We start from the raw sequence: 14,523 nt of genomic DNA, 5'->3' as shown, positions 1-14,523 counted from the left end.
CATTCAGGCGGCGGTGGGCCGTGGCGAGGGCGCATCATGGCCTGCGTTTCCCCTCCCCACTGACAGTGAGTACGCGCCGCGATCCGCGGCGCGCCCGTATCGCTTTGAACGAATCTTCCGTATCCGCACCGGCGGGTGCTGCGGTGGCTGCCGATGGTCCGGTCACCCGGCGCGTGCTGGGCATCGTGGTCTTCAACTTCATCATCTATGCCTGCGTCGGGCTGCCGCTGGCGGTGGTGCCTGGCTATGTGCACACCACGCTGGGCTACGGCACGGTGCTGGCGGGACTCGCGGTGAGCCTGCAGTACGTGGCGACCCTGCTCAGCCGCACCTTCGCTGGCAGGGTGTGCGATGTGCGCGGACCGCGGACCTCGGTGTTGTACGGGTTCATCGCCTGCGCAGGCGCAGGTGCGCTGACCTTTGCGGCGGCCATGAGCGTGGCCTTGCCGGTGGCGAGCATGGCGCTGCTGTTCGTCGGACGGCTGCTGCTGGGCTGCGGTGAAAGCCTGGTCACCACCGGCACGATCACCTGGGGCATCGGTGCGGTGGGTGCGCAGCACACCGGGCGGGTGATCTCGTGGAATGGCGTCACCACCTACGGCGCGCTGGCGGTATCGGCACCGGTGGGCGTGTGGTTGGTGGGGCGTTTCGACTTCTTCATGATCGGCACGCTGACCTCCGTGCTGGCCGTGGGCGCCTTCATCGGGGTGTGGTTGCGGCGTGGCGTGGAGACCGTGCCCGGCGAGCGCATCCCCGCGCGCCAGGTGCTGGCCAGGATGCTGCCGTTCGGCGTGTGCCTGGGGCTGGGTTCGATCGGCTTTGGTGCGATCACCGCGTTCATCGCGCTGTATTACGGCGACCGGCATTGGGCCGATGCGGCGCTGGCGGTGACGATGCTGGGCGTGACCTTCGTGACGACGCGACTGGTATTCCCCAATGCGATCACGCGCTACGGCGGCTACCGGGTGGCGGTGGTATCGCTGGCGGTGGAAGCGGCCGGGCTGCTGATGATCTGGTGGGCGCCGCAGCCGCTGTATGCGGCCCTGGGTGCGGCGGTGACCGGGGCGGGCTTCGCGCTGGTGTTTCCGTCGCTGGGCATGGAAGCGGTGCGCCGGGTGTCCGACAGCAACCGTGGCACCGCGCTGGGCATCTACTCGCTGTTCCTGGACATGGCGCTGGCGATCACCGGCCCGTTGGCCGGCCTGTTGGCGGCGCAGGTGGATTTCGGCGCGATCTACCTGGTGGCGTGCATCGCGGCGTTGGGCGCGGCCGGCCTGAGCCTGCTGCTGGCGCGGCGGCATGTCGCGCTGAAGTAGCGCGGGGCGCGTTCGACGCGTCGAGGCTCGAACGGCGCCAACCCCGTTGCGGTGGGCCGTGCGTTTGCAGCTTCCAGTTCTCCAACTGGATGCTGTGCCATGAAGGCTTTCCCCGAACGCGTGGTCCGTTGTGTGGTGGTGTTGCCCCTGCTGCTGGTGGCCTGCGCGCGCCAGCCTGGTGCCGCGCAGGCGGCCGATGCCGCAGCGATGGCGACCGGCGCTGCCGCGCCGATGGCCGAGGATGCATTCGCGCCACCGGCCCCGCCCGCCCCGATGATGTTGGCACGGGCGGCGCCGCGTCCGGCATCGGAGCCAGTGCCGGTGTCGCCTGAGCAGCTCGCCTCGTCGGCCAATGCCTACACCGACGGCCAGCGACGTTTCGTGCGCACCGCCGATGCGCGTTTCCGGGTGCGCGATACCTACGCCGCGGCGCTGGCGATCGAGGACCTGGTCGCGCGCCAACATGGCTTTGTCGTGCTCAACGACATCAACGCGCACGTGCTCGACACCCGGCAGCGCTCCATCGGCCACCAGCGCCTGCTGGAAGTGGCCGAATACACCGTCAACGGCACGCTGACCGTGCGCGTGCCCAGCGAGAACACCCAGGCACTGCTGCGGGCGATGGCCGCGCAGGTGGAGTTCCTGGATGCACGCCGCTTCCAGGCCGACGATGTGCAGTTCGACCTGCTGGCCCAGACGCAGGCCGAGCGCCGCGATGCACAGGCCGAACAGGAACTGGGCCAGGCGAGCGCACGCAATGCGCGTGCGGACCAGCTGGTGGCGGTGATCGAATCACGCCGCCAGGCGCGCGAGCGCCGTGACGGTGCGCTGGTGGAGCAGCGCCGCACCGAAGACCGTATCGCCTTCAGCACGCTGACGTTTTCGCTGTACCAGCCGTCGATGATTCGCCGCACCGAATTGCCGGATGTAGCGGCGGTGCTGGATGACAATGCACCGTCGTTCCTGTGGCGGCTGGGGCAGTCGCTGCGCGGTGGCTGGGAAGGCGCGCAGGCGCTGGCGTTGCGGCTGGCGCTGGCCTGGCCGTTGTGGCTGGTGCTGGCGGCCGTGGCGCTGGGGGTGCGTGCCGGACTGCGCCTGCTGCGCAGGCGCGCGCCGCGTTGAGGCCTCAGCCGCGCAGGTGCGGCAGGCCGTGCTCGTCGCGCGTTTCGGACACGGCGTGGTCGTGGATTTGCTGACGCAGGTCACGACCCGGCAGTGCCGCGGCGGATTCGCCACGATGGCTGGACAGCGCGTTGGCATAGCTGCGGCGGGCCAGCAGTTCATCGCCATCGGCGGCGTGGCCGTGGCCAAGTTCTTCCCAGGCATCGGCGCCGGCGCCCTGGGCGAGGGCGCGATGCAGGAAGTCCTGCGCCTGTGGCCATTGGCCCTGCTGCCGGGCCAGCTGGGCCAGCGACAGCAGCAGCGCCGGGCTGTCGGGATGGCCGTGCAGCCAGCGCTGGGCGCTGGCGCGGCGTGAATCCAGCTTGCCCACCGGCAGTCGTCCGTACAGCGCGATCAGGCCTTCGTCCCAGCGGCTGTCCAGCGCGTGTTCCAGCGCGTGGGTCGCGGCATCGTCCCAGCGCAGTGCGGCGGCGCGTTCGGCATAGGCGGCTACGACGTCGGCGTCGGTGCGCAGAGGCTTGGGCAGGGCTTCCCAGCGTTCGGCCAGCACGTTGGCGTCATTGGCCTGTTGCAGCGACTGCGTGGCCAGGCGCGTCTCCAGGCTGGCGTATGCGGCGGTCGACAAGGCCTTCTGCTGGCGCAGCGGACCCAGCAGGCCCCAGGCATCGCCTGCACGGCCGACCTGGGCCAGGGCTTGCGCCCGCAGCGCCAGGCCGCGCGGTGGCAGTGGCTGGGCATCGGGCGCATCGAGTGCGACCAGGGCCTGGGCGGGCTGGGCGCTGGCCAGGGCATCTTCGGCCAAGAGCAGGGCGTGGGCGGTGGCGCTGCGTTCGGACAGCGCCTGCAGATGGCGTTCGACCGCCGGTGCGTCATCGCGGGCCTGCGCGGCGCGGACTGCGGCGGTGCGGGCGATGACGCCGACCTCACTGTCCTGGGCGGCGCGGTCCAGCTGCTTTTCGGCGCGCTGGTAATGGCCGTGCTGCAGCGACTCCAGGCCTTCGATCAGTTGGGCGCGGGCGCGCTTGCGGCGATGCCGGCCCCAGGCGCGGAACGGCAGGGTGAGCAGGGTCCACACGATCCACAGCACCAGCGCGGCGGCGATCAACGCCAGGATCGCGCCGGGCAGGCTGGCATTGACGTCGTAGCCGCCGACGCGGACGAACACCTCGCCCCAGTCGCGGACTTCTTCGTGCGACAGCCATTGCGCGCCGAGGACACCCACGGCCACCAGCACCAGCAGGACAAGGGCGATGCGCAGGGTCTTCATGGGGTGTCTCCGGTGCCCGGGTTGGCGTCATGCGCGCGCGCTGCAGGCAGTGGCGTCGGCGCGGCTGGCCTGCTGCGCACGGACTGCAGCAGGCGCAGGGTGCTGCCCTGCGCCGGCAGGTCGGGCTGCAGCGGCAGCGCGGCGATCTGGCCGAACTGTTTTTCCACTGCGCTGGCCTGCGGCGAGGCGGGCCACAGCCGCGGCAGCCACGCCGCGGCGCGTGTCATCGCGCCCTGGAATGCTGGCCGGTCGTTGCGCTCCAGCGCGGCCCGGGCCAGGGTCAGTTCCAGCTGCAGGGCGTTTTCGAACGCGGCGCGCTGGGCCGGGGCCACCGCCACGCGGGTGCCGCTGGGGCGCACGTCGATCAGCGGCGAGAGGATCCGCTGCCAGCTCGGGCGCGTGGTGTCTTCGACGGTGGCCTTCCGTGGCAGCTGTGCCAATGCGGCCGAGGCTTCGGTCAGCTGCGCGTCGGCCTTCGCTTGCGGGCCATCGCCGAGTTGTTCGACCGCGGCCCGCTCCTGTTCCAGCGCCTGCTTGACGTTGAGCAGGCGCGGATCGTCCAGGCCGTGCAGGGTGTCGGCGGCCAGGGCATAGGCCTGGCGTGCGCCGGGCAGGTCGCCGGCGATGGTCAGGCGTTGCGCGGCCAGGTGCAGTTCCAGCTCGGCCTGGTCCAGGCGCAACGCGGCAACGCCCTGATGGGTCGAGTCGACTAGCTTGGCCACGCTGTCTTCCAGCAGTGCACCGCGCTGGCTCAGGCCCAGGACTTCATCGCGCAGCACGCGGTTGGTGGCGGCCGCATCCTGGATGCGTTCGCCCTGCGCGTGCTGGTCGCGACGCAGCGTGTCCAGTCGCTGTTCCAGCGCACCGAGCTGCTGCTGGGCCTGGTTCTGTTGGCGTGCATTCCAGGCCTGCCATTGCGACCAGCCATACCAACCCGCAGCAGCGATCGCGGCCAGCAATACCACGCCCAGGAGCAAGGGCATGACGCTGCGGCGCGGTCGGTCGGATGGATCGCGGTCGGCAAGGACGTCGTTCAAAGCGGGTACTCCGGGGAAACGTGCGGGGCGTGGATGGCGCGCCGCGGCATGCTAACGGATGCGATGTGAGAACCAGGCGTTCGCCGCGAGCATCAGCTGCGATGGGCGCGGCCCCTGCGCCTGCACGACATCTGCGAAACCTTCCTGCTTTGTGAGTGCGGACAGGCGCGCGCTGGCGGTGATCGCCGCGCAGGCACGCAGGCGTTGGGCGGCTTGTGGGGGCAGCTGCTGCAGCGCTTGCTGCAGGGCGCCGCTGCTGGTGATGGCCACGCAGGCTGGCTGGACCAAGGCTTCAAGGTGCTGGACCGCCGCTGGCGGCAGGGTGATGGACAGGCGCTCATAGACTTCGGCCAATCGCACACTGGCACCGCGCGCTTCCAATGCCGGCGCCAGCACGCCGCGACCGTCCGGTGCGGTGATCAGTCCAAGGGTTCGGCCATGCAGATCGGCCAGCGCCGGCAGCGACAGCAGGCCTTCGCTGTCCATGCGCGTTGGTGCGATGGCCCGGGCAATGCCGGCGCGGTGCAGGGCCAGGCGCGTGCCTGCACCGGTGGCGATCCAATCCTGGGTGGCGCGTGCTTCCAATGGCTGCAGCGTCGCGGCGAAACGCACGGCGGCAGGGCTGGTGAACAGCACGACATCGGCCATCAGCGCGGCCTGCAGCGCGTTGCGAGTGCTGGCGTCCCGGCGCGGCGCCAACGCCCAGGGCGATAGCGCGATCACGCCGGCCTGCATGCGTGCGGCGGCGCGGCGTAGCGCCGCATGTTCCCCCTGCGGTCGCAGCGAGATGACGTACCATGCGCGCGCTTTGTCCAGACCCATGGCTACGAAGAATACGTGATGGACCTCGATGCCTTGCTCGTTCCTCTGCGCGCCACCTGTGCGGCCATGCCGCCGCTGACGGCGATGCAGCTGTCGCTGCGCCACTTCGATGGCGAACGGCTGCAGGTGGAGGCGCCGCTGGCGGCGAACGTCAATGACAAGGGCACCGCGTTCGGTGGCAGCCTCAGCGGGCTGATGACCATCGCCGGCTGGGGGCTGGTCACGCTCAAGCTGCAGCAGGCGGGTTTCGACGCCGAGGTGTACGTGGCTGACAGCACCGTGCACTACCGCGCGCCGCTGTTGTCGGATCTGCACGCCGAGGCGTGGCTGGATCCGGACACACGCTGGGAGGATTTCGTCGACACCTTCCGTCGCCGCGGCAAGGCGCGTGCGCAGCTGCGGGCTCAGGTCCTGCTGCCTGAAGGTGGCGTGGCCGCCGAGTTGTCCGGCCGCTACGTGGCCCTGGTCAAAGGGTAGGATGCGGACCAGAAGCCAAGGGGACGATCGACGTGGGACGACTTTTCTGGATGACGCTGGCCGTCCTGCTGCTGGTGAGCAGCGCCCTGCCGGCGCAGGCGGCGAGCAACCGCGCCAAGCAGCGCAAGCTGACCGATACGCAGACGCTGTTCACCAAGGCGATGCGCTGGGGCGAGTTCGAACAGGCCTGGAGCGTGGTCGACCCGAAGGCGCGTGAATCGCGCGGGCTGACGGGGCTGGAGCTGTCGCGCTACAAGCAGGTGGAAGTCACCGGCTACAGCGAGATCGGCAGCATGAGCGAGCCGGACGACATCGTGGTGCGCGTGATCGAGATGCGCGTGGTCAACCGCAACACCATGGCCGAACGCACTCTGCGCGTGCGCGAACGCTGGCGCTGGGACGAGGCCGACGGCCAGTGGTGGTTGCAGGACGGCCTGCCCGACCTCTGGCAGGGGCAATAACGGAACCATCCGCCGGGGCGGCACGTCCCGGACAGCGCGCTGTGCGACAATCGCCGGCCTTTTCACGCCTACCGACCTTCTTCTGCCGTGAACTTCGAACAACTCAAGGCGTTCGCCGCCGACAACGCCATGCTTTCGATGGCCCTGGTGGGCCTGACGCTCGCGATCATCGTGACCGAAATCATGCGTCTGTTCCGCGGCTACACCGGCCTGCGCCCGGCCCAGCTGACTGCGCTGGTCAACAGCGAGAACGCGCTGGTGCTGGACCTCTCGGCCAGTGGTGAATTCGAGAAGGGCCACATCCCCGGCAGCAAGAACCTGGCGGGCAAGTTCGATCCCAAGCACAAGCTGCTGGCCGGTGCGGGCGAACGCCCGGTGGTGCTGGTCTGCCGCAGCGGCCAGACCGCGCCAGGCGCCGCGGCCCAGCTGAAAAAAGCCGGTTTCACCAAGGTCTACGTGCTCGATGGCGGCGTCGCCGCCTGGCAGGCCGCCGACCTGCCGCTGGTCAAGGGCCGCGCCTGACCGCTGAACAGGCCTGATCGCGCGCCTGCCCTTGAACCGGGCCGGACGCGCCGCCACCCCATGCAATAATCCCGGGTTTTCCGCCCATCACTGCAACGCATTCCGGAGTACACGATGTCCGACGAGATCACCAACGGCGCCACCGAGGCTGCCAACCAGGCCACCGGCCCGAACTTCACCGTCGAGAAGATCTACGTCAAGGACGTGTCTTTCGAAGTGCCCAGCGCCCCGGGGATCTACTCCGAGAACATCGCGCCGGAGCTCAACCTCAACCTCAACCAGCGCGTCCAGCGCCTGGCCGAGAATGCCTTCGAAGTGGTCCTGGGCGTGACCCTGACCTGCAAGGCCGGCGACAAGACCGCCTATGTGGCCGAAGTGCAGCAGGCTGGCGTGTTCGGCCTGGCCGGTTTCGACCCGCAGACCATCGACGCGCTGCTGGGGACTCAGTGCCCGAGCATCCTGTTCCCGTACGTGCGCCAGCTGCTGAGCGACCTGATCCAGGCCGGTGGTTTCCCGCCGTTCTTCCTGCAGCCGATCAACTTCGACGGCCTGTATGCCGAGACGCTGCGCCAGCGTGCACAGCAGGGCCAGCAGGGCATCATCGAAAACGACCCGCCGGTCGGCAACGTCTGAGTCTTGATGCTGCCTGTGCTAAAGCTTGGTCCCCTGGACCCACGTCGGGGGACGAAATGAAAGTGTTGAAAGTCGCGGTACTCGGTGCCGGTTCCTGGGGAACCGCACTGGCTGCACTGATCGCACGGCACGGCCACCAGGCCGTGCTGTGGGGTCGCGATGCGGCAGTGGCCCACGCCATCGATACCGCCCACGAGAATCCGCGCTATCTGCCGGGGATTCCACTTCCAGAAAACCTGCGCGCCACCACCGACATGGCCGCGGCCGTGGCCGGTGCCGACCAGGTGCTGGTCGTGGTGCCTTCGCATGCCTTTACCGAAACGCTGCGCGCGCTGGCGCCGCTGCTGCCGGCCGGCGTGGGCGTGAGCTGGGCGACCAAGGGCTTCGAGCCGGGGTCGAGCCGGTTCCTGCATGAAGTGGCCGAAGACGTGCTGGGCACCAACGTGCCGCTGGCCGTGGTCACCGGCCCGTCCTTCGCCAAGGAAGTCGCGCAGGGCCTGCCCACCGCGCTGACCATCCACGGCGCCGACGAGGCGTTCTGCCAGCAGGTCGCCGACGTGATGCACGGCCCCGCGTTCCGCGCCTACACCGGCAACGACATGGTCGGCGCCGAACTCGGCGGGGCAATGAAGAACGTGCTGGCGGTGGCGACCGGCGTGGCCGACGGCATGGGCCTGGGCCTGAACGCCCGTGCCGGCCTGATCACCCGCGGCCTCAACGAAATGCTGCGGTTGGCCGCGGCGATCGGTGCGCGCCCGGAGACCCTGATGGGGCTGGCCGGCCTGGGCGACCTGGTCCTGACCAGCACCGGCGATCTGTCGCGTAACCGCCGCCTGGGCCTGGCCTTGGGTCGCGGCCAGTCGATCGAGGAAGCCGTGCGCGAAATCGGCCAGGTGGTCGAATCGGTGCAGACCGCCGATGAGGTCATGCGCCAGGCGCGCAAGCACGGCATCGACCTGTCGATCACCGAGGCGGTGAGCGATGTCCTGCATGGCGATATCACTCCGCGTGATGCGCTGGAGCGCCTGCTGGCCCGCGAGCAGAAGCCGGAGTATCCGGAAACCCTGTTCAAGGACAGCGCAGGCTGACGTCGCTGAGGGCAGTCCGGACGGCAGCCCTGTCCGATAGCCAATAAGAAACCCGCGCCCTGCGCGGGTTTCTTATTGGCTGCCCTCACTGCCTGGTGGAGCAAGGTCCTGGCAACCGAGGTCATCGGCATCGAAGGGCTGGCCTCGACATCCGGGTTCAAGCGCCAATCGGCTGCCGGTCAATCTTGGCGGATTCAGACCATGATCCGCAGCGACTCCGCAGGTGGTTGCTGGATCAGCCGATCCAGCTTGCGCAGGGCGGAAGTGAGTTCGGCACGCGTGGTCACCGCGCCCAGCGAGATGCGGATCGCGTCGTATGGTGCGGCGCCATGCAGGGCGAAGGCGGAGGAGGGTGCCACGGTCAGGCCTTCGCGCTGGGCGGCGCGTGCAAACGCATCGGCGTTCCAGTGTGGCGGGAGTCGATGCCATAGATGGACGCCATCGCAGGGGTCTTCGTGAAGCCCGGACAGTGCATGGCGTGCGATGGCGCGTCGTTCCCTGGCTTCTTTCTGCACGGCTTGCAGGAGCTGCTGCGCGGTGCCGTCCAGGATCCACTGGGTCACCATGGAAATCAGCAGCGGTGCCGACATCAGGCTGATGGAGCGGAGCGCTGCAAGGAACGCCTGGGGATCAACCTGTGGCGGTAGTCGCAGGTACGCAGTGCGCAGACCCGGGCTGAGGCATTTGGACAGCGTGGCGATGTAGCAGGTCTGGCCAGGGGCGATCGCGGCCAATGGCGGCGGGGCCTGCTCGGCAAGCAGCCAGTAGGGATCGTCCTCCAGCACGATCAGATCCAGCCCGGATGCGACCTTGGCAAGCGCGTTCCGGCGATCGAGCGGGATCGTGTGGCCGGTTGGGTTCTGTGCGGTCGGGTTGAGATACACCACGCGCACGCCGTGCTCGCGGTGCGCCGCTTCCAGGCCGTCCGGCGTCATGCCGTCCGCATCTGTCCCGATGGTGACCACGCGGCGGCCCAGGGTCTGGGTCGCGAGCAGCAGCCCGGGATAGATGAGTGGCTCGCAGCCAATGGCATCGCCCGGGGCCGTCAGGGTCATGATCAAGGCGGCGAGCGTGGCCTGGGCGCCAGGGCAGGCGATCACCTGTCCCGGGAAGTCCGGTCCCAGCATCTGCTGCAGCCAGCGTCGGCCCGCCTCCTGATCGGCAACGCTGCCACCACCGAGGTGATAGGTCATCAATCTGGGCGCTTCGCTGCGGACCAGCACCTGGGACAGTCCATACCGCAACAGATCCATCAGGTTGATCCCCGCAGGCGCGGGCGGGATGTTCATGCTCAGGTCGACGATCTGGTCGAACTCGACCTTGGGCGGCGCGACGAAGGTGCCCTGTGGCCCGCGCGTGTCGACCAGTCCTCGCTTGCGGCACTCCTGGTAGGCGCGGCTGACCGTGGTGAGGTCCAGCCCCAGCGCGTCAGCCAGGGTGCGCTGGGCCGGCATCCGCTCCCCGGGGAGCAGGACGCCGTCGGCAACGGCTGCTTCGAGCGCGGACACGATCCGCAGGTAGCGCGGGCCCGACGCGGACGCGAATCCGGCCAGCCAGCCCAGGGGCGTCTTCATTGACGAAATCCAGTCATAAAAATATCCATGTATGGATCTTGCATGCTTCTAGCATCGCGCCTGCAACGGAAGAGTCCGTACAAGAGCAGGTCCGTAAGGGACATGCAAGCCAATATGCCGGCGTCTGGATCCAGGACGGGTCCTTGCGTGGCACCTAGATAGCGAAGCCATGTTGATCCCACGACGCAAGTCCGGCCCCGGGCCGATACGCGCAACCGCCACCACACGCCTGCGGCGTGTCACCCAGGGAACGGCGGCGCTGCTGCTGCCCTTGCTCAGCGGCTGCAGCCTTGAACTGATGAATCCCAAGGGGGCCATCGGCGAGCACGAGAAGTCCCTGATCCTGCTGGCCTTGGCGCTGATGCTGATGGTGGTGGTGCCGGTGATCGTGCTGACGCTGTATTTCGCCTGGCATTACCGCGAGACCAACGAAAAGGCCACCTACGCCCCGAAGTGGTCGCATTCGACCGCCATCGAAATCGTGGTGTGGTCCATTCCCTGCCTGATCGTGACCGTGCTGGCCGTGCTGATCTGGCGCTCGACCCACGACCTGGATCCCTACAAGCCGATCGCGCACGACAAGCCGGCGCTGAACGTGGAAGTGGTGGCGCTGAACTGGAAATGGTTGTTCATCTACCCCGACCAGGGCGTGGCATCGGTCAACCAGCTGGTGCTGCCGGTCGACCAGCCGGTCGCTTTCAAGATCACCGCCGAGTCGATCATGAACTCGTTCTTCATCCCGCAGCTTGGCAGCCAGATCTACGCCATGGCCGGCATGCAGACCCAGTTGCACCTGATCTCCGACACGCCGGGCGATTACGCAGGCATGTCCGCCTCCTACAGCGGCGCCGGGTTCTCCGACATGCATTTCCGTGCACTGGTGAAGCCGCAGGCCGAGTTCGAGCAGTGGCTCGCCAGCGCCAAGGCCTCGCCTTACAAACTCGACGCACAGACCTTCACCGCCCTGGAACAGCCGAGCACCGGCGCTCCGGTCCGGGCCTACCAGTTGGCCATGGACGATCCCTTCGATGCGGTGCTGAGCAAGTACGGGCCGATGGATGCGCACGGCGTGCAACAGATCGACCACGCGTCGGTCCAGTTCCGCCAACAGAAACCCAATCCCTCATCGCCGATGCCTGGCATGCGGGGCCATGACATGTCCGCCATGTCCGGCCCCGCAACGCCGGCAACGCAGGAGAACTAACCGTGTTGCTTGGAAAGTTGAATCTCGAAGCGATCCCCTACCACGAGCCCATCATCATGGGCACCGGTGCGGTGGTCGCGGTCCTTGGGCTGCTCCTGCTGGCGGCGATCACCCGCGCCGGCAAGTGGGGCTACCTGTGGCGTGAATGGATCACCTCGGTGGACCACAAGAAGATCGGCGCGATGTACATCATCCTGGCGCTGGTCATGCTGCTGCGCGGCTTTGCCGATGCGTTGATGATGCGTACCCAGCAGGCCATCGCCGCCAACGGCGCGGCCGGTTACCTGCCACCGCATCATTACGACCAGATCTTCACCGCCCACGGCGTGATCATGATTTTCTTCGTGGCCACGCCCTTGATCATCGGCCTGATGAACGTGGTGGTGCCGTTGCAGATCGGCGCGCGCGACGTGGCCTATCCGTTCGTCAACTCGCTCAGCTTCTGGCTGTCGGCGGTGGGCGCGGTGCTGGTGATGCTGTCGATGTTCGTCGGCGACTTCGCCGCGACCGGCTGGGTGGCCTATCCGCCGCTGTCCGAACTGGGCTACAGCCCGACCACCGGCGTGGATTACTACATCTGGGCGCTGCAGATTTCCGGCATCGGCACCACGCTGACCGGCATCAACTTCCTGGTCACCATCCTCAAGATGCGTGCGCCGGGCATGAACCTGATGAAGATGCCGGTGTTCACTTGGACCGCGCTGATCACCAACATCCTGATCGTGGCGATCTTCCCGGTGCTGACCGCGACCCTGGCGCTGCTGGCGGCTGATCGCTACCTGGGCATGCATTTCTTCACCAACGAGCTTGGCGGCAACGCCATGATGTACATCAACCTGATCTGGGTCTGGGGCCACCCGGAGGTGTATGTCCTGATCCTGCCGTGCTTCGGCGCGTTCTCCGAGATCATCGCCACCTTCTCGCGCAAGCCGCTGTTCGGCTACACCTCGATGGTCTACGCCACCTCATCGATCGGCGTGCTGTCGTTCTTCGTCTGGCTGCACCACTTCTTCACCATGGGCTCGGGCGCCAACGTCAACGCGTTCTTCGGCATCATGACCTCGATCATCTCCATCCCGACCGGGGTGAAGCTGTTCAACTGGCTGTTCACCATGTACCGCGGTCGCATCCGCTACCACTCCTCCACGCTGTGGACGATCGGCTTCATGGTGACCTTCGCCATCGGCGGCATGACCGGCGTGCTGCTGGCGGTGCCGGGCGCGGACTTCGTGCTGCACAACAGCCTGTTCCTGATCGCCCACTTCCATAACGTGATCATCGGTGGCGTGGTGTTCGGCTGCCTGGCCGGCATCACCTTCTGGTTCCCCAAGGTGTTCGGTTTCACGCTCAACGAGCGCTGGGGCAAGATTTCGTTCTGGTTCTGGCTATGGGGCTTCCTGTTCGCCTTCATGCCGCTGTACGTGCTCGGCTTCAAGGGCATGACCCGGCGCATGAACCATTACTCGGTCGAAGGCTGGCAGCCGTGGCTGATCGTGGCGCTGTTCGGTGCACTGCTCATCGCCGCCGGCATCGGCTCGATGCTGATCCAGTTCTACGTCAGCATCCGCGACCGCAAGGACAACATCGACCTCACCGGCGACCCGTGGAATGCACGCAGCCTGGAATGGGCCACTGATTCACCGGCGCCGTTCTACAACTTCGCCGTGCTGCCGCAGATCAATTCGCTGGAACAGCACTGGGAGGACAAGGCCTCCGGCCGTGCCTACTCGCGCCCTGACCATTACGAGGACATCCACATGCCACGCAACACCGGCGCCGGGGTGATCGTCTCGGTGTTCGGTGGCCTGCTGTGCTTCGCGTTGATCTGGCACATCTGGTGGTTGGCAATCGTGGGCCTGGTGGGCGCCATCGGCACCTTCATCGCCAGGACCTACGACCGCGACGTGGACTACTGGGTCCCCGCAGCCGAGGTAGAGCGCATTGAGAACGCGCGTTTCCGCAAACTGGAAGGAGGAGCGGTCTGATGGCCACCACCGTGCAACACCCCGTCGCCGCTGGCCACGCTGCGCATGACGACCATGCGCACGACGACGGCAGCAAGACCACGCTCGGCTTCTGGATCTACCTGATGGGGGACTGCCTGATCTTCGCGGTCCTGTTCGCCACCTACGGGGTGCTGATGAACGCCACCGCCGGATCACCCGGCGGACGCGAGTTGTTCGACCTGAAGTTCGTGTTCGGCGAAACCATGTTGCTGCTGGCCAGCAGCTTCACCTTCGGCCTGGGCATGCTGTCGCTACATGCCGGAAAACGCCAGCGCGTGATGGGTTGGCTGGTGGTGACCGGGCTGCTGGGTGCCTCGTTCATCGGCATGGAAGTGTTCGAGTTTGCCGAGCTGCTGCACGAGGGCGTCAGCCCGCAGCACAGCGCGTACCTGTCGGCGTATTTCAGCCTGGTTGGCACCCACGGCCTGCACGTGTCCTTCGGCCTGCTGTGGCTGGCGGTGATGGTCCACCAGGTCTGGAAGTTCGGCCTGGATGCGGTGGTCGCCCGTCGCCTGGCCTGCCTGAGCCTGTTCTGGCACTTCCTGGACCTGATCTGGATCTGTGTCTTCACCTTCGTCTATTTGCGGGAGTTCGTATGAGCCATTCCTCCCACGCCGATCCGGCGCACGGCACCCTCGGCAGCTATGTCGTTGGCCTGGTGGCCTGCTTCATCCTGACGGCTGCTTCGTTCGCTACCGTTGCGATCTCGGCCATTCCAGCCGGACTGCGGCTGCCGCTGCTGGTGTTGCTGTGCGTGGTGCAGCTGGTCCTGCAGTTGCGCGTGTTCCTGCACCTGGGCACGGCCAAGCGCCAGCGCGACAACACCGGCATCTTCCTGTGCACCGGATTCCTGATCGTCATCGTGGTGGCAGGCTCGCTGTGGGTCATGCATAACGCCAACCTCAACATGATGCCGATGGACATGTCGACGCCGGCGGCGGTCCACTGAAATGGATACCGTTCTGTCCACGCCTGAACTGGCATGGGCGAAGCC

General features: G+C 67.3%; 15 protein-coding genes. 11 read left to right on the top strand and 4 right to left on the bottom strand.

Annotated elements, in window-relative coordinates; translation table 11 throughout:
• The first annotated feature begins 104 nt into the window (after window positions 1–104).
• Window positions 105–1,316 carry an MFS transporter gene (locus tag O8I58_RS10760; RefSeq protein WP_298315528.1) on the top strand — a complete coding sequence of 404 codons (1,212 nt, stop codon included), beginning with the start codon at window positions 105–107 and terminating at the stop codon, window positions 1,314–1,316.
• Between the two features lie 99 nt (window positions 1,317–1,415).
• A complete protein-coding gene (locus O8I58_RS10755; protein WP_298315525.1) occupies window positions 1,416–2,438 on the top strand; it encodes a DUF4349 domain-containing protein in 1,023 nt (340 codons plus the stop codon).
• Between the two features lie 4 nt (window positions 2,439–2,442).
• Here O8I58_RS10755 and O8I58_RS10750 read toward each other — a convergent pair whose 3' ends face one another.
• The 3 genes from O8I58_RS10750 to O8I58_RS10740 form a co-directional block, all read right to left on the bottom strand.
• On the bottom strand, window positions 2,443–3,705 hold the full coding sequence (locus tag O8I58_RS10750) for a heme biosynthesis HemY N-terminal domain-containing protein (RefSeq protein WP_298315521.1): 1,263 nt from the start codon (window positions 3,703–3,705) through the stop codon (window positions 2,443–2,445).
• On the bottom strand, window positions 3,702–4,688 hold the full coding sequence (locus tag O8I58_RS10745) for a uroporphyrinogen-III C-methyltransferase (protein WP_298315518.1): 987 nt from the start codon (window positions 4,686–4,688) through the stop codon (window positions 3,702–3,704). Before O8I58_RS10745 ends, O8I58_RS10750 begins: the two co-directional genes overlap by 4 nt.
• A 105-nt stretch (window positions 4,689–4,793) precedes the next feature.
• A complete protein-coding gene (locus tag O8I58_RS10740; protein ID WP_298315517.1) occupies window positions 4,794–5,564 on the bottom strand; it encodes a uroporphyrinogen-III synthase in 771 nt (256 codons plus the stop codon).
• A gap of 18 nt (window positions 5,565–5,582) precedes the next feature.
• Between O8I58_RS10740 and O8I58_RS10735 the strand changes: the two genes are divergently transcribed.
• The 5 genes from O8I58_RS10735 (at window position 5,583) to O8I58_RS10715 (ending at window position 8,745) form a co-directional block, all read left to right on the top strand.
• On the top strand, window positions 5,583–6,041 hold the full coding sequence (locus tag O8I58_RS10735) for a YiiD C-terminal domain-containing protein (protein ID WP_298315514.1): 459 nt from the start codon (window positions 5,583–5,585) through the stop codon (window positions 6,039–6,041).
• A gap of 50 nt (window positions 6,042–6,091) precedes the next feature.
• Window positions 6,092–6,502 (top strand): hypothetical protein, encoded by a 411-nt coding sequence (locus tag O8I58_RS10730; RefSeq protein ID WP_298315511.1) that lies wholly within the window; start codon window positions 6,092–6,094, stop codon window positions 6,500–6,502.
• Window positions 6,503–6,589: 87 nt separating this feature from the next.
• On the top strand, window positions 6,590–7,024 hold the full coding sequence (locus O8I58_RS10725) for a rhodanese-like domain-containing protein (RefSeq protein ID WP_298315508.1): 435 nt from the start codon (window positions 6,590–6,592) through the stop codon (window positions 7,022–7,024).
• A gap of 114 nt (window positions 7,025–7,138) precedes the next feature.
• Entirely contained in the window at window positions 7,139–7,657 is a 519-nt protein-coding gene (gene secB / locus O8I58_RS10720; protein ID WP_298315505.1) for a protein-export chaperone SecB, read from the top strand.
• Window positions 7,658–7,713: 56 nt separating this feature from the next.
• Entirely contained in the window at window positions 7,714–8,745 is a 1,032-nt protein-coding gene (locus O8I58_RS10715) for an NAD(P)H-dependent glycerol-3-phosphate dehydrogenase (RefSeq protein WP_298315502.1), read from the top strand.
• Window positions 8,746–8,939: 194 nt separating this feature from the next.
• On the opposite strand, the gene O8I58_RS10710 is transcribed toward O8I58_RS10715, so the two are convergent.
• Window positions 8,940–10,319, bottom strand: coding sequence for an aminotransferase-like domain-containing protein (locus tag O8I58_RS10710; RefSeq protein ID WP_298315500.1), 1,380 nt, complete (start codon window positions 10,317–10,319; stop codon window positions 8,940–8,942).
• A 169-nt stretch (window positions 10,320–10,488) separates the two neighbouring features.
• Between O8I58_RS10710 and cyoA the strand changes: the two genes are divergently transcribed.
• From cyoA to cyoD, 4 genes are read left to right on the top strand one after another with little or no spacing between them, the layout of a single operon-like run.
• Window positions 10,489–11,523 carry a ubiquinol oxidase subunit II gene (cyoA, locus tag O8I58_RS10705; RefSeq protein ID WP_298315497.1) on the top strand — a complete coding sequence of 345 codons (1,035 nt, stop codon included), beginning with the start codon at window positions 10,489–10,491 and terminating at the stop codon, window positions 11,521–11,523.
• 5 nt (window positions 11,524–11,528) lie between these two features.
• Window positions 11,529–13,508 (top strand): cytochrome o ubiquinol oxidase subunit I, encoded by a 1,980-nt coding sequence (gene cyoB, locus O8I58_RS10700; protein ID WP_298322906.1) that lies wholly within the window; start codon window positions 11,529–11,531, stop codon window positions 13,506–13,508.
• A complete protein-coding gene (gene cyoC / locus O8I58_RS10695; protein WP_298315494.1) occupies window positions 13,508–14,128 on the top strand; it encodes a cytochrome o ubiquinol oxidase subunit III in 621 nt (206 codons plus the stop codon). The genes cyoB and cyoC overlap by 1 nt, the downstream gene beginning before the upstream one ends.
• A complete protein-coding gene (cyoD, locus tag O8I58_RS10690; protein ID WP_298315491.1) occupies window positions 14,125–14,478 on the top strand; it encodes a cytochrome o ubiquinol oxidase subunit IV in 354 nt (117 codons plus the stop codon). Before cyoC ends, cyoD begins: the two co-directional genes overlap by 4 nt.
• The last annotated feature ends 45 nt before the right edge of the window (window positions 14,479–14,523 follow it).

This window comes from Pseudoxanthomonas sp. (assembly GCF_027498035.1).
In the GTDB taxonomy this organism is placed as follows: domain Bacteria; phylum Pseudomonadota; class Gammaproteobacteria; order Xanthomonadales; family Xanthomonadaceae; genus Pseudoxanthomonas_A.
This window is presented reverse-complemented; position numbering and strand designations above follow the sequence as displayed.

Bases quoted from the DNA above. Each gene is read 5' to 3' on its own strand.
- cyoC (WP_298315494.1), top strand. From the start codon at position 13,508: ATGGCCACCACCGTGCAACACCCCGTCGCCGCTGGCCACGCTGCGCAT.
- O8I58_RS10730 (WP_298315511.1), top strand. From the start codon at position 6,092: ATGACGCTGGCCGTCCTGCTGCTGGTGAGCAGCGCCCTGCCGGCGCAG.
- O8I58_RS10735 (WP_298315514.1), top strand. From the start codon at position 5,583: ATGGACCTCGATGCCTTGCTCGTTCCTCTGCGCGCCACCTGTGCGGCC.
- O8I58_RS10715 (WP_298315502.1), top strand. From the start codon at position 7,714: ATGAAAGTGTTGAAAGTCGCGGTACTCGGTGCCGGTTCCTGGGGAACC.
- cyoA (WP_298315497.1), top strand. From the start codon at position 10,489: ATGTTGATCCCACGACGCAAGTCCGGCCCCGGGCCGATACGCGCAACC.
- O8I58_RS10750 (WP_298315521.1), bottom strand. From the start codon at position 3,705: ATGAAGACCCTGCGCATCGCCCTTGTCCTGCTGGTGCTGGTGGCCGTG.
- O8I58_RS10745 (WP_298315518.1), bottom strand. From the start codon at position 4,688: ATGCCCTTGCTCCTGGGCGTGGTATTGCTGGCCGCGATCGCTGCTGCG.
- O8I58_RS10755 (WP_298315525.1), top strand. From the start codon at position 1,416: ATGAAGGCTTTCCCCGAACGCGTGGTCCGTTGTGTGGTGGTGTTGCCC.
- O8I58_RS10710 (WP_298315500.1), bottom strand. From the start codon at position 10,319: ATGAAGACGCCCCTGGGCTGGCTGGCCGGATTCGCGTCCGCGTCGGGC.
- cyoD (WP_298315491.1), top strand. From the start codon at position 14,125: ATGAGCCATTCCTCCCACGCCGATCCGGCGCACGGCACCCTCGGCAGC.
- O8I58_RS10740 (WP_298315517.1), bottom strand. From the start codon at position 5,564: ATGGGTCTGGACAAAGCGCGCGCATGGTACGTCATCTCGCTGCGACCG.
- secB (WP_298315505.1), top strand. From the start codon at position 7,139: ATGTCCGACGAGATCACCAACGGCGCCACCGAGGCTGCCAACCAGGCC.